Source organism: Bacillus sp. V26, from assembly GCF_034296245.1.
GTDB lineage: Bacteria > Bacillota > Bacilli > Bacillales > Bacillaceae > Bacillus > Bacillus halotolerans.
In genome coordinates this window covers 267,800-281,806 of the sequence record NZ_JAXKQF010000005.1, presented here as the reverse complement: position 1 = coordinate 281,806, position 14,007 = coordinate 267,800, and the positions used below count along the sequence as shown (strand labels likewise).

Here is a 14,007-nt window from a genome sequence, read left to right as displayed (position 1 = left end):
TGCACAATTGAAAGTAAAGAGGACTTTGGCACATGGGTGTGACAATTTTTTAAAAATAAAAAGGCTCCTGTTTTAGGAGCCTTTTCTCTTTCCTCTATAAATAATCTTGCCGTTTTGAATCACATACTTCGCGATCATCCGTTCACTCACAATAAATACAGGATAGGCGCACACAAGCGCAAAAACAGCCATCGGCACATGCTGAACGGCCGGAACCATTGAGCCTGCCGCATTGCGAAGGAGCATCAAAAGATAAATAAGCAGCACAATGAGTGCCAAAGACACAATCATAATCGGAGCTGATACTTTATATTCGTAAAGCCGTTCCCGGCAGTGTCCGCAGCGAAATTGGCACGGGACATTTGACGATCTGACCATGTCGCCTGTCAAAGGTTTGCCGCAGTTCGGGCATACTGTTTCTTTCATATGGTATTTTCACTCTCCATTCATATGTCCATTATACCAGAGACCATTCTGTTTCGTTTTGTTACTGTTCAACACATTTTCACATTTTTTATCATCAGCATACTTGTCTCGGTCTTTGAAATCCTCTACGCTTAAGAAGATCTTAATGAAGGGGATGTATGAATGCTTCCGATTAATAGACAGCAGCACATACTTGAGTGGCTGAAAAAAGAAGGCGCGCTCAGAATTTCTGATATCAGTCAACGGTTCGGTGTGTCAGAAATGACAGTATACAGAGATGTCAATCAGCTTGTCCAATCAAACCAGGTGATAAAAACGGCCGGCGGCATCACGCTCCCAGCCCGTGCGCTTCAGGCTGATCACACGTGCAGCTATTGCCTAAAGCCGGCCAATCACGCTTATTCGGTCCAGCTGATCACGGTGACACAAGACATTGAACAGCTGTGCTGCGCACATTGCGCGTTTTTGCGGTATGCAGATAAAACGGAAGAGGTTTCTCATTTGATTTGCAAAGACTTTCTGTTACAAACTACGGTCAGTGCCGCTTCGGCTTATTTTGTTGTAAACGCTGAATTAAATCTGCACTGCTGCCAGCCGCAGGCCATACCGTTTGCGACTCTTGACCATGCTGAACGTTTTCAAAAAGGCTTTGGCGGAGCCGTCCGCACCTTCGATCAAGCGCTGGAAGACATGCTGAGAGACAGAAAAAAGCACTGCACCTGCACCAAGAAATAACACAATATAATTAGCGGAAGGTGGTGTCTGAGTAATGCAACGAAACAGATGGTGGATCATACTTCTGCTTTTTCTTGTTTTCCTGCCGAAAACAAGCTTTGCTCACGCCTATATTGTCAAATCTTCGCCCGGAGAAAACAGTGAATTAAAAAGCGCTCCCGCACAGGTGGAAATTGAATTTAATGAACCGGTTGAAGAGGGCTTTCACTACATTAAAGTCTATAATTCAGACGGCGACCGGGTGGATACGGACAAAACAGAAATCAAAAAAGACAACAATCACATCATGACCGTGAAGCTGAAAAAGAATCTGCCTCATGACGTGTACAGAGCGGAATGGAATGCCGTTTCGGCAGACGGGCACCCTGTTTCCGGCGTCATCCCGTTCAGCATCGGAAAAGCGGATGGAGGGTTCAGCAGCCAGAAAACATCAGGCTCAGCCCTGAATCCGGGAACAGCAGCAGACCGCGCCATTCTGTATGCAGCCTTTTCTCTGTTTATCGGGACCGTTTTCTTCCATCTCTTCTGGTATAAAGGGGACGGAAAAAAACTCGCCAAACGGACGAAGCGTTTGCTTGTCATCTCAGTCACTGTGCTGGGGCTGGCGCTCCTGCTTCAGCTTCCGATACAGACAAAAGCGAATGCAGGCGGCGGCTGGGGCAATGCCTTTCAGCCGGGGTACATGAAGGAGACGCTGTTTGAAACCGCGGGAGGCACAATTTGGATGATTCAGGCCGTGCTGTATGTACTGCTTGTCCTGTCTGCCATCCCAGTGTTACGCAAAAAGCGTTTTGCGTCCTTCGCCTATTGGACGGCGCCGCTTATTTTCTTTTTCGGTCTCCTGCTTGCCAAAGCGTTTACCGGACATGCCGCTGTTGTTGAAGAAAAGACAGTCGGTATCCTGATGGATTTCCTTCATTTATCGGCCGCCTCCATCTGGATCGGCGGAATAGCGGCCATCGTTTTACTGCTGTCACAGGAGTGGAGACAGCCGGACAAAACGCTTGCTTGGGAGACGGTGAAACGGTTCTCTCCATGGGCGCTCACAGCAGTCGGTGTCATTTTGTTCTCGGGCTTGCTCAATGGATTTTTCATCATTCGGTCAATGGATTCACTGTTCCATACGGCGTATGGCCAAGCCTTGTTAGTCAAAAGCGGACTGTTTGTTTTGATGCTGATTCTGGGCGGTATTCATTTTCTGCTCACCAGAAAACGGCAGGGGTCCAAAATCACCCGCACGCTAAAAGCGGAATGGGCAATCGGCATCGCCGTCCTGATCACAGCTGCCATATTTACAAGTCTGCCAAGTCCGCCTGAGCCTGCACCGGAACCGTTTTATCAAACCAAAGCGATTGAAAACGGGCAAAGTGTTTCTCTCAGCATCAGCCCGAACCAGCCCGGCAAAAACGAATTTGAACTCAGGGTGACCGATCATAGCGGAGACCCAGTAAAAAACATTCAGCAAATCACCTTGACCGTTTATAAAACGGGACTGTCAGGCAATAAAAACAAAAGCACGTTTCAATTAAAGGAAAAAACAGATGGCATCTTCCAGACTGAAAACCTGTCCATTAATGAAAAGGGAAACTGGAAGATCAAAGTCCACGGACTGACCGGCGACTTTAACGAAATCAATATCATGTTTACAAAGACAAATTAAAGGAGTGTTTGAGTTGTTGAAAAAAATCGCATTCACACTATGTCCAGCTGTTATCGGCTCTCTTTTATTCTTTACGGCCCCTGCCAGCGCGCACGTGTCTGTAAAACCGGCTGAATCCGCCGCAGGCTCATGGGAGACCTACACAATGAAGGTTCCTTCCGAAAAAAACCAGCCGACAACAAAGGTTGTTTTAAAAATGCCAAAGAATGTGGAGTTCCAGCAATACGAACCGGTTCCGGGCTGGAAGGTGTCTACTGCCAAACACGACGACAAATCAGTGTCCGTGACGTGGGAAGCCACTGACGGGGGCATTCAGGAAGGCCAGTTCCAGCAGTTTACCTTTGTTGCCAAAAACCCTGATAAAGCAGAGGAAGCCGCTTGGGATGCTTATCAATATTACAAAGACGGCAGCATTGTTGAATGGACAGGCGATGAAGATGCGGATACGCCTCATGCCATCACAAAAATCACCGCAGCCAAAGAAGTAACAGATGAGCATGGCGCCACTCAAACGAAAGATGATTCTGCTTCTGCAGACTCAGGTTCATCGGCTCTTGATATCACAGCGATTGTGCTGTCTGCGGCAGCCATTATTTTATCTGTTGCAGCTCTTGTAAAGAAAAAGCGCGACTAAACAAAAAGCGATCCAGATGAGTTCTGGGTCGCTTTTTTTGATTTATCCGCGTCCTGCCTGGAAGGAAGGGTATTGTGTCATACCGCCGTCCGCGAATAACGTAATGCCTGTGACGTAGCTGGCTTCCTTCGAAGCAAGCCAGGCTGCCACTGCCGCAATTTCCTCCGGTTCACCGATATATCCCATCGGAATCATGCTTTCTACATCTGCTCTCTGCTTAGGATCAGCAAATTTTTCAGCATTGATCGGCGTGTTGATCGCGCCTGGCCCGATATTGTTGACACGAATGCCTTTCGGCGCATATTCCAGCGCCAATGTTTCTGTCATCAGCTTGATTCCGCCTTTACTTGCCGCATAGTGAACAAATAATGGCCACGGAATCACTTCATGTACGCTCGACATATTAATGACATTTCCTTTTATATTGTTTTCAACAAAATATTTAATCGCTTCACGGCTTCCTAAAAAGGCGCCCGTTAAGTTCGTGCTGATGACTTTTTCCCAATCCTTGAGCGGCATTTCATGAGACGGCACGGGATTTTCAAGACCTGCATTATTAATCATAATATCGAGTGTGCCGAACTCTTTAATCGCTGTTTGAACGATGTTTTTCACATCTTCCTCTTTCGTTACGTCTCCTTGGACGACAATGGCTTCACCGCCCGCCTTGATGACCTCTTCTTTTACCTCGTTTGGATCCTGTTTATTACTGTAATAGTTGATGACCACTTTCGCCTGCTCCTTGCCGAAGCGAATGGCCATTGCCTTTCCTAATCCTGAAGCAGCTCCTGTGATAGCGACGACTTTTCCTTTTAAATCCGGATACATATTCATCCTCCTTAACTGTTATGAATTCGTTTTGGCGATTCCTAAAAATACGGCAGCCGCAATAATCAGTGCAATCCCGATCGCAATCGCAATCAGCTGGCGTTTTGATTTCTTTTCACGCAGGATGAAAATACCGCCAAGTGTCGAGATGACAATTCCCATTTGAGAGAGAGAAAAGCTTGTGGCAACGCCGACTTTCGGCTGAGAAATAAACAAAAACATATTTCCCCCTGCCCAGATTAAGCCCGGGAGAATATTTCGGATGGCATACTTATTAAAGGGCTTGTGCTTATAGGTTAAAATGACCCCTCCAATGACCATCCCGATCGCCTGCGGCAACAGGGCGGACCATCCAGATACATTAAATAATCTTGCGACAACGACATAAATCAAATAACCCAATGTCGAGACCAGAAGGATTAAAATGCCCTTTTTTAAGTTGCTCGGCTCTCCATCTTTTTTGTCTTTCTTATCTTCTAATGACGTGAGAACGATACCGACAATAATAAAGATAAGAGCGAGGACTCCAAGTGTAATCGAAATCGGTGTTGACCACTCTCGGAAAACAATGACGCCGAACAGTGAGGTGGAAACAAGCTGCATCCCTGTGGAAATCGGCATCGTTTTGGACACACCCATTAACTGAATGCTTTTGAGCTGGTTGCTCTGCCCAAGTGACCAAAATAAGCCTGATATAATTCCAACGATAAAAATGCGCATGGACAAGACGGGTTGGACAAACAAATAAATAACGATAGAAACAATTAACGCCCCGATCGTCGTTCCCAGTGTTTGGCTGTACGGCCCGCCGCCTAATTTAACATTGAAGAGAACAATGCTCCCCCAAAACAAAGCCGGGAGAAGAGCCAAAAATAAATCCATTGTTGGGGAACCTTCTTTCAAAATGTATTTGCTGTTATTTTGGCTGGAATTGACGAGATTATCCATAAGGAAACAAATTTCTTAACGATCTTTAACAATTGAATGAAAATTTTTCAAAAACAATTAAATAATAAATATATAGCTACACTGGAAAGAACTAAGAGTTAGCAACAAATCCCAATATAACTTAAAGTGAGACTAACCAATAATTCATTATTCAAGCTTATTTACATAAAAATAATGAAATATATTGTAAATTTATACGCCAAATGTTATTATATCTTTTGGATGAAATAGTTACCATTTTCACATATTGAATTCCTGTAAAATATATCTTATTGAATATTGTTTAAGGATTAATATATATAAGAGTCAAATTTTTTGAAAAGAGGCTTGTTATAGAATGATAAGTATCTCCTTAGTTTTTCGTTTACTCTTGGCAAATATATTTATAAGTACGAGTTTTTCAAAGATAATGAAGTTCTCAGATTTTAAAAAGACTGTATTTTCCTTTACTAAGATTAATAACCCACGAGTAATTTTAACTTCCTCTATATTTGTCATTACAGCAGAGTTGATTTTATCATTTTTATTATTTTTTCAATCAACGAAATGGATTGGGGCACTTGGACTATCAATTTTACTATTAGTATTTACAATATTAATTTCATTTAATTTAAAGAAAAAAAATATTATAAAATGTAGTTGTGGAGGAGTTCTTGGGAGCAATTTCATTGGAAGAAAAACCATTCTCAGAAATTTAAGCTTAATGCTCTTATCTTTCGCTATACTTATTATTCCCACCGGAACAAATACAGTAAATGTATACAATTTCATCTTTCTAGAGCTAGGAATCGTTTTTTTATTTACAGGTCTTATTATTGCTCGTAACATCCATAATTTATTAAATGAAAAGTGGGATTTAAATGCAGATTGAATTAATTTTTAATCTTATAATAATGCTTTTATTAATTATAATTTTGTATCTCATGTGGAAGATTACTAATCTACTACAAAAAAGTGAAACTGGGTTATCACTCAAGAAAAAAATAGAACTTCAAGAGGTAGCGGATCAAGGAATTAAAAAAGGAGATATTCTTCCTGAATTTACAATTATTAATCCTGTAAATCACAAAGAAACTGTCATTCCTTCAAACACCTTACAAGGTAGCTTTCTGTTATTAACTGCAGTTGGCTGTGGTGAATGTCAAAAGCTGCTAGAAGATCTTTCTATTTATAACTTGAAAAACATAAATGAAAATATAGTTATATTATCATTTATGCCTCCAGAAGCTAATGTTATTCCTGATATAGATAGAAATAAACATTTTAGTGCACTAGAAGAATTGCCAGAAATAACTCACTATATTAGCTGTGTTGATACTCTTGAACAGTTGAAATTCAATCAATTTCCATTAATTATGGCTATCGATTATGAAGGTCGATCGTTAGGTACGTATCATGGGAATATTGATGTCTTACGTGATTTAGCAACTTGGAATAAATTGTGAGTTCATTTTCAACTGAAAGGGGGTGAATACAATGGCATGTAAAACAAAAAATAGATGTGTTTATAACTTCTCAAAATGTAACCATCTAGTAGGTTCTTCATATTACCGTTATACTGAAGTTTGGGGTTGCAAAAAAGGGGAATCAGTAATTGTTGCTTCTCCTAAATGTTCAGCCAAACCTTGCGTCAAAGCATAATAAAAAAAGAAAGACTTTTAAAGTCTTTCTTTTTTTATTTATTTAATCAGTAAAAATGCCACATTGATAAATATTAATTAGAATTAATAAACCATGAAACTTTTGTTTAAAGAGGTTAAAAAATGTTTAGAAACGTTTTTAAAGTCATTAAAATTTATACTCATATATCAAAACTCAGTTTGATTATTCTCCTTTTGTTCTCTGTTATGCTTTCTATACTCCCTATCTATTCACTTACAGTGACTGAGGAGATAGGCAATAACATTTCAAAATCAACTGATTTTTCAAAAATTATCTGGTTATTGATTTTTCAAGCATTCTTATATATTAGCATTCAGATACTTTCTTTGATCAATAGCATCATCGAAAATAATTTAGATTACAAATTTACGTACCATTTTGAATTAAAATTAATTAATAAAGTAGGTAAGATTAAGACTTCCACTTTAGATAATTCCACAATATATAATGATATCCTACAAGTATCCCAAATAATCCCTTTGATGGGGACTCGTTTATTAATTGATATTATAGAGCTATTTAAAGGTATTTTATCCATAACTGGATTAATTGTAATCCTTAAGAATTTGCACTGGTCGATCGTTACTTTATTAGTAATTATCAGCGTCATTAATTTTCTTATGTCAAGGTTGTATAATAAAGAAGAACTAGCCATTTTGAATAAAACCAGTGAAATAAAAAGAAAAAAAGATACAATTTGGGATCTGTTAAAAAACAGAGAATCAGTTGTTCAAATAAAAATGTTTCAAGTTGGTGATTATTTAATAAACAAGTGGAGTAAATATTACTGGAAAGCAGTAAATCCTGAACGGAGGCTTAACAATAAACGGGAATTTCTAGTTCAAATTTTAATGATTGGTACTCAAATTTTGCAATTGGTTATTCTAATCATTTTCATTATTTCAAATTGGCCTAATATACCCATTGGAACATTTATGTTGCTAATTCAAGCAATATCACAATTCCAAGGCTTTTCTCATCAGATAGTCGGTTCTTTAACAAACTTGCATCAAACTATAATTTACCTTCCTCTATATTTCAATATATTAAATAAAGAAGAGGAAGAACCGACTGGCACTAAGAAAATTAATTTCGATAAATTAGAACATAGTATTCGTGTAAAAGATTTAAGTTTTAGATACTCTAACTCAGAATCCTACTCTTTAAAACATGTCAATTTAGAAATATTTAAAGGAGAAAAAGTTGCAGTTGTTGGGTTTAATGGGTCTGGCAAAACGACTTTAATTAAATGTTTAATAGGGCTATATGATAATTATGATGGGAGTATATATTATGACAGTAGAGAAATACAAGAATATAATCAAGACACAATACGAAAGCAAATAGGCTGGTTAGCTCAGGACTTTATAGAATATCCATACTCTCTAGAGGAAAATATATATTTAGGGGATATGAGGAAAAGAGATCCTGATTTAACTTATTCTTTAGAAAAAAGCTTAGTTAATGAATTTGCAAAAAAATTACCGTTAAAACTAAAAACGGTGCTTGATCCTTCTTTTGAAGAGGGGATTGATTTATCTGGTGGACAATGGCAAAAAGTTGCTTTAGCTAGATTATATTATCGGGATTCTAATTTAATGGTTATGGATGAACCCACATCTGCAATAGACCCCATATCAGAAAATAAAATTTATAAGAATTTGTTTAAAGAAGACAAAGATAAAACCATTATTATACTAACTCATCGTTTAAATGTATGTACTTTAGTTGACAAAGTAATAGTCATGAAAGATGGTAAAATAACTGACATTGGATCACATAAAGAGCTAATCAAATCAAGCTCATATTACAATAAATTGTATACATCTCAAACTCAAGATGGGTACCTTAAGTTATGACGATCAATTTCTGTTGTCTTAGAAGCATTGTTTAAATAAAGATAATTTTCTCGTGTCTTTATTTTTACCTCGTTATTCTATATTCAAATATGAAAATTAATTAAACAAAAGCCTTTGATTTTACGACAAAGGCTTTTGTTTTCGCTTTTTATTCGCACATTCATAACATTTTTATAGTTTAATATTTATAAACCGATGGACATATATTTTGTTTCAAGGTATGGTTCGATACCTTCTGAACCGCCTTCACGGCCGATTCCGCTTTCTTTCATTCCGCCGAAAGGAGCTTGAACCGCAGACGGTCCTCCGTCATTCCAGCCGATAATTCCGTATTCAAGGTTCTCGGAAATATAAATGCCGCGGCGGTAATTTTCTGTGAAGAAGTAAGCAGCCAAGCCGTACGGTGTATCGTTGGCAAGCTCAATTGCTTCATCAATATCTGTAAAAGTGACGATTGGCGCAACAGGGCCGAATGTTTCCTCGTGCATGATATTCATGGACGTATCGACGTCAGCGAGCACTGTCGGATTGACAAAGTAGCAGCCTTTATCATCGTTTCGTTCATAAGTGCCCCCAGCGACAACCTTCGCTCCTTTTTCAACCGCATCATCAATTTGGCTGACGATTTTTTCAAAGCCCCTTTTGTTGATAATCGGACCGACGTTTACGCCTTCCTCAAGTCCATTTCCTACCTTCAGCTTCGATACTTGCTCGCTCAGTTTCGCAGCAAATTCATCTTTGATGGATTCATGGACGATGAGCCGGTTGGCGCATACGCAAGTCTGACCCGCGTTTCGGTATTTAGACACCATTGCCTGTTCAACAGCAAGATCAATGTTTGCATCTTCATCCACAATCAGCGGGGCATGTCCGCCGAGCTCCATGGATACGTGTTTCACAGTATCGGCGCTGTTTTTCATCAGGATTTTCCCTACAGGTGTTGATCCTGTAAAGGTGATTTTGCGGATTTTCGAACTGCTTGTAAAAACATTTCCGATCTCCTCGCCATCACCGATGACAACCTGAAGCACGTCTTTTGGAATACCTGCTTCGTATGCGAGGCGTGCAAGTTCATAGGCTGACAGCGGTGTATCAGGCGCCGGCTTGATAATAAACGTACAGCCGGCAGCAAGAGCAGGCGCCGCTTTACGTGTAATCATCGCATTTGGGAAATTCCAAGGCGTAATCGCGGCAACTGGGCCGACTGCCTGGCGCGTCACGACAATTCGTTTTCCGGTTGTCGGAGCCGGAACGGTTCTTCCGTATACACGCTTCGCTTCCTCTGCGAACCATTCGATATAACCGGCGCCGTACAGCACCTCTCCGACAGCTTCCTGGTACGGTTTTCCGTTTTCCTTCGTAATTAAATCTGCAAGTTCTTCTTTATGTTCAACGATTAGCTCATACCACTTTTTCAAAAGAGACGCTCTTTCGTTCGCTGATGTTTTAGACCATGATTTAAACGCTTGATGTGAACGTTCAATGGCTTCTTCTACTTCTTTGGCTGATTGCTGAGGAATCGTTTTGATCGCCTCGCCTGTAGCCGGGTTGTAGACCGTTAATTGATCTGGCATATTGAACATTCCTTTCTATTCTTGGATTTACTTAAAATGATAGCAGACCCGTGTGCGGTCTTTCCAATGATTAAGCTCGCAGACCTGCTTCCACAATGTGGAGCCCTTCATTCAGAAGGTCATCTGAAATAACCAGCGGCGTCAGGAAGCGGATGATATTGCCGTTGATTCCGGCTGTCAGCAGCAGCAATCCGTTTTGATTCGCGTACGCTGCGATGGCTGCCGCTTTCGCTTTATCAGGTTCACGTGTTTCAGGGTCTTTCACGATCTCGATTGCTGCCATTGCCCCAAGTCTGCGGATGTCACCGATAAACGGGTATTCTGTTTGCCATTCAAGCGCTTTTTCTTCAATGATCCTGCCGATTTCCTCAGAACGTTCATTCAAGCCTTCTTCTTCAATAATGTCCAAAACAGCCAATGCCACCGCGCACCCAAGCGGACTTCCCGCATACGTGCCGCCGAGCTCTCCGGGCGCCGCCGCATCAAGCATTTCCGCGCGTCCGATCACACCGCTTAACGGCAGCCCAGCCGCAAGAGATTTCGAAACCGTGATCAGATCTGGGACGACATCAAAGTGCTCGATCGCGAAATAAGTGCCCGTTCTGGCAAATCCGGTTTGAATTTCATCGGCTACAAAGACGATGCCGTGTTCTTTACAGAAGGAAGCGACGTGCTGCACAAACCGTTTAGAAGGAATAATGAATCCGCCTTCTCCCTGCACCGGCTCCATCACAACACACGCTACCGTTTCAGGAGCAACTGCTGCGATAAAGAAGTCATCGAACGCTTGAATGACCATATCGTCATATGCATCATCACTCAGTCCGGCAGGCTTCTGATAATAATACGGAAACGGCGCCTGGTATACCTCTGATGCAAATGGGCCGAAACCGAATTTGTACGGCTTTACCTTGCTTGTCATGCTCATTGTCATATTCGTGCGTCCGTGGAACCCGCGTGTAAACGAGACAACGCCTTGGCGCTTGGTATACTTTCTGGCGATTTTCACAGCGTTTTCCACCGCTTCCGCTCCGGAATTGAGGAAAATCGCTTTTTTCTCATGAGTGCCCGGCGCAATGCCGCAAAGCTTTTCAGCTAATTCAATATAAGACGGATACATCATGACGTTAAAGCCCGGATGGATCAGCTCCTCCGCCTGCCGCTTCACAGCTTCTACCACCTTCGGATGCGAGTGTCCGACGTTTAAAGTTCCAATAGCGCCCGCAAAATCAATAAATCTCCGGCCGTCCAAATCATACAGCTCTGCTCCCTCTCCTTTTACCGCCAGGCTGCGGTTTCCGTTGCTCACACCTTTTGAGACAAATTGGTCCCGTTTTTGCTGCCACTCTGCTGTAGTGAAAGTTGATGCCGTTGTTTGACTCATGTAAATCCCCCCACTGTCATTATTTTCTTACCATTCTGACTTCTTTTTGGTATGATGAAAAGTACCAATTATAACTTTTTGATGGTACCAGAAGGAGACACCGCAATGGACATCACAATCACTCTCGATCGCTCAGAAAAAGCGGATTATATCTATCAGCAGATTTATCAAAAGCTGAAAAACGAAATCCTCAGCCGTAATCTGCTGCCCCACTCGAAGGTTCCCTCCAAACGAGAGCTGGCTGAAAAGCTGAAGGTTAGCGTAAACTCTGTGAATTCAGCCTATCAGCAGCTGCTCGCCGAAGGGTATTTGTACGCTGAAGAAAGAAAGGGTTTTTTCGTGGAACAGCTGGACACATTCTTCTCTGAGGAACAGCCCTCATCTTCACTGCCGGATGATCTGAAAGAGGTTCATATCGATCAAAGCGATTGGATATCTTTTTCTCATATGAGTGCCGATACAGATCATTTTCCAATGAAAAGCTGGTTTCGCTGTGAGCAAAAAGCGGCTGCCCGCTCATACCGCACGCTCGGCGACATGTCTCATCCGCAAGGCATATATGAGGTAAGAGCTGCCATTACAAGGCTTATCTCTCTGACGCGGGGCGTGAAATGCCGGCCGGAACAAATCGTCATCGGGGCGGGCACCCAGGTGCTGATGCAGCTGCTGACTGAGCTTTTGCCCCAGGATGCGGTGTATGCGATGGAGGAGCCTGGTTACAGGCGAATGTACCAGCTTTTGCAACATGCCGGAAAACAGGTGAAGACGATTATGCTTGATGAAAAAGGGATATCCATTTCTGAAATCATCAGACAGAAGCCTGATGTATTAATCACTACCCCTTCGCATCAATTCCCTGCCGGAACAATTATGCCTGTATCCCGGAGAATTCAGCTGCTGAACTGGGCAGCGGAGCAGCCGAGCCGCTATATTATTGAGGATGATTATGACAGCGAATTTAAATATGATGTAGACAGTATCCCGGCGCTCCAAAGCCTCGACCGCTTTCAAAACGTCATCTATATGGGCACCTTTTCAAAATCACTTCTCCCCGGATTGCGGGTCAGCTACATGGTTCTGCCGCCGAAGCTGTTACGGGTATACAAAAAGCGGGGCTATGACCTGCAGACATGCTCGTCGCTCACCCAGCTCGCCCTGCAGGAATTTATCGAGTCCGGAGAATATCAGAAGCATATAAAAAAAATGAAGCAGCATTATAAAGAAAAGAGAGAACGCCTCATCAGTGCATTAGAATCAGAGTTTGGAGGGGAGATTACGGTAAAAGGGGCAAATGCGGGACTGCATTTCGTCACTGAATTTTACACCTGCCGCACAGAACAAGAGATACTCGCGCATGCCGCCGCCCAGCAGCTTGAAATCTTCGGGATGAGCCGGTTTCGCTTAAAAGAAAGCCGTCCGCAGCCGGACAAGCCCGCGCTTATTATCGGCTTTGCACGGCTGAGGGAAGAGGACATTCAGGAAGGTGTGCAAAGACTTCGCCGCGCTGTTTATGGACATAAAAAAATCCCCGGTTCAGGGGATTGATTTACCAGCGCTCCTGGTCCACATTCAGCACTGCTTCAAGCAGGCCCGGAAATGCCCTTTCAAGATCTTCTGTGCGAAGCGAATAATAACGGCGCTTTCCTTCTATGCGTACTTGAGCGATGCCCGATTCTCTTAATACTTTAAAATGGTGGGACAAGGTCGACTTTGCAACCTGTACATCAGCACAGGTGCTGCACGTTTTCTCTTTTGCTTCGGCCAATTGCTTCACCAGCTCTAAACGAAGCGGATCACTCAGTGCGTGAAGAACCTTTGTCAGCTGCAATGTTTCTGTTTCTGGATGGTTTGGAATGTTCATGACACAAATGTATCACACAACAATTAGAATGACAATTTTACTATTTGAGGGTTTTTCCTTTACCTGATTTTGATTACATGGTACATTTAGTTCGATCAAATTCGAACAATAAATTTTAAAGACAAACGGAGGAGATTTACATGATCGTATTACAAGCTTATATCAAAGTAAAACCCGAAAAACGCGAAGAATTCTTGAGCGAGGCACAATCACTGGTTCAACATTCAAGAGCCGAGGAAGGCAACGCCCAATACGACCTTTTTGAAAAAGTAGGCGAAGAAAATACATTTGTCATGCTTGAAAAATGGAAAGATGAAGCCGCTATGAAATTTCATAATGAAACAGACCATTTCCAAGGATTTGTGGCAAAAGGCAAAGAATTGCTGAGCGCTCCTCTTGATGTTGTACGCACAGAGCTCAGCGAGTAAGGAAAGGA

At 42.0% G+C, this 14,007-nt stretch carries 14 protein-coding genes; 8 read left to right on the top strand and 6 right to left on the bottom strand.

Annotation, left to right across the window (positions count from 1 at the left end; genetic code table 11):
- Positions 1-72: 72 nt before the first annotated feature.
- Positions 73-426: a hypothetical protein gene (locus tag UJ203_RS16185; RefSeq protein WP_105955197.1), complete on the bottom strand. Its 354-nt coding sequence runs from the start codon at positions 424-426 to the stop codon at positions 73-75.
- Positions 427-588: 162 nt separating this feature from the next.
- On the opposite strand from UJ203_RS16185, the gene UJ203_RS16180 reads away from it, so the two are divergent.
- Genes UJ203_RS16180 through UJ203_RS16170 form a run of 3 tightly spaced genes read left to right on the top strand, consistent with a single transcriptional unit; the run spans position 589 to position 3,455 of the window.
- Positions 589-1,161, top strand: a complete 573-nt coding sequence (locus tag UJ203_RS16180; RefSeq protein WP_105955198.1) for a DeoR family transcriptional regulator — start codon at positions 589-591, stop codon at positions 1,159-1,161.
- Between the two features lie 34 nt (positions 1,162-1,195).
- Positions 1,196-2,821, top strand: coding sequence for a copper resistance CopC/CopD family protein (locus tag UJ203_RS16175; RefSeq protein WP_322012366.1), 1,626 nt, complete (start codon positions 1,196-1,198; stop codon positions 2,819-2,821).
- Positions 2,822-2,834: 13 nt separating this feature from the next.
- Positions 2,835-3,455 (top strand): YcnI family protein, encoded by a 621-nt coding sequence (locus tag UJ203_RS16170; protein WP_103671934.1) that lies wholly within the window; start codon positions 2,835-2,837, stop codon positions 3,453-3,455.
- Positions 3,456-3,497: 42 nt separating this feature from the next.
- Here the strand turns inward: UJ203_RS16170 and gdh are convergent, their stop codons facing one another.
- Positions 3,498-4,283, bottom strand: a complete 786-nt coding sequence (gene gdh, locus UJ203_RS16165; protein WP_105991496.1) for a glucose 1-dehydrogenase — start codon at positions 4,281-4,283, stop codon at positions 3,498-3,500.
- Positions 4,284-4,301: 18 nt separating this feature from the next.
- Positions 4,302-5,165, bottom strand: coding sequence for a glucose uptake protein GlcU (gene glcU / locus UJ203_RS16160; RefSeq protein WP_024120228.1), 864 nt, complete (start codon positions 5,163-5,165; stop codon positions 4,302-4,304).
- 403 nt (positions 5,166-5,568) lie between these two features.
- Between glcU and UJ203_RS16155 the strand changes: the two genes are divergently transcribed.
- The 3 genes from UJ203_RS16155 (at position 5,569) to UJ203_RS16145 (ending at position 8,752) form a co-directional block, all read left to right on the top strand.
- Positions 5,569-6,102, top strand: a complete 534-nt coding sequence (locus tag UJ203_RS16155) for a MauE/DoxX family redox-associated membrane protein (protein WP_305934610.1) — start codon at positions 5,569-5,571, stop codon at positions 6,100-6,102.
- On the top strand, positions 6,092-6,676 hold the full coding sequence (locus tag UJ203_RS16150) for a hypothetical protein (protein WP_305934611.1): 585 nt from the start codon (positions 6,092-6,094) through the stop codon (positions 6,674-6,676). The genes UJ203_RS16155 and UJ203_RS16150 overlap by 11 nt, the downstream gene beginning before the upstream one ends.
- 318 nt (positions 6,677-6,994) lie before the next feature.
- Positions 6,995-8,752, top strand: a complete 1,758-nt coding sequence (locus tag UJ203_RS16145) for an ABC transporter ATP-binding protein (RefSeq protein WP_305934612.1) — start codon at positions 6,995-6,997, stop codon at positions 8,750-8,752.
- 185 nt (positions 8,753-8,937) lie between these two features.
- Here the strand turns inward: UJ203_RS16145 and gabD are convergent, their stop codons facing one another.
- Complete coding sequence (gene gabD, locus UJ203_RS16140) at positions 8,938-10,326, bottom strand: succinate-semialdehyde dehydrogenase (protein ID WP_095714092.1); 1,389 nt, start codon at positions 10,324-10,326, stop codon at positions 8,938-8,940.
- A gap of 70 nt (positions 10,327-10,396) precedes the next feature.
- Positions 10,397-11,710: a 4-aminobutyrate--2-oxoglutarate transaminase gene (gene gabT, locus UJ203_RS16135; RefSeq protein WP_322012359.1), complete on the bottom strand. Its 1,314-nt coding sequence runs from the start codon at positions 11,708-11,710 to the stop codon at positions 10,397-10,399.
- A gap of 105 nt (positions 11,711-11,815) precedes the next feature.
- Here gabT and UJ203_RS16130 point away from each other — a divergent pair, with 105 nt between their 5' ends.
- Positions 11,816-13,255 (top strand): PLP-dependent aminotransferase family protein, encoded by a 1,440-nt coding sequence (locus UJ203_RS16130; protein WP_322012356.1) that lies wholly within the window; start codon positions 11,816-11,818, stop codon positions 13,253-13,255.
- 1 nt (position 13,256) lies between these two features.
- Here the strand turns inward: UJ203_RS16130 and UJ203_RS16125 are convergent, their stop codons facing one another.
- Entirely contained in the window at positions 13,257-13,571 is a 315-nt protein-coding gene (locus tag UJ203_RS16125) for an ArsR/SmtB family transcription factor (RefSeq protein ID WP_024120224.1), read from the bottom strand.
- 140 nt (positions 13,572-13,711) lie between these two features.
- Between UJ203_RS16125 and UJ203_RS16120 the strand changes: the two genes are divergently transcribed.
- Positions 13,712-13,999 carry a putative quinol monooxygenase gene (locus UJ203_RS16120; protein ID WP_024120223.1) on the top strand — a complete coding sequence of 96 codons (288 nt, stop codon included), beginning with the start codon at positions 13,712-13,714 and terminating at the stop codon, positions 13,997-13,999.
- Positions 14,000-14,007: the final 8 nt, after the last annotated feature.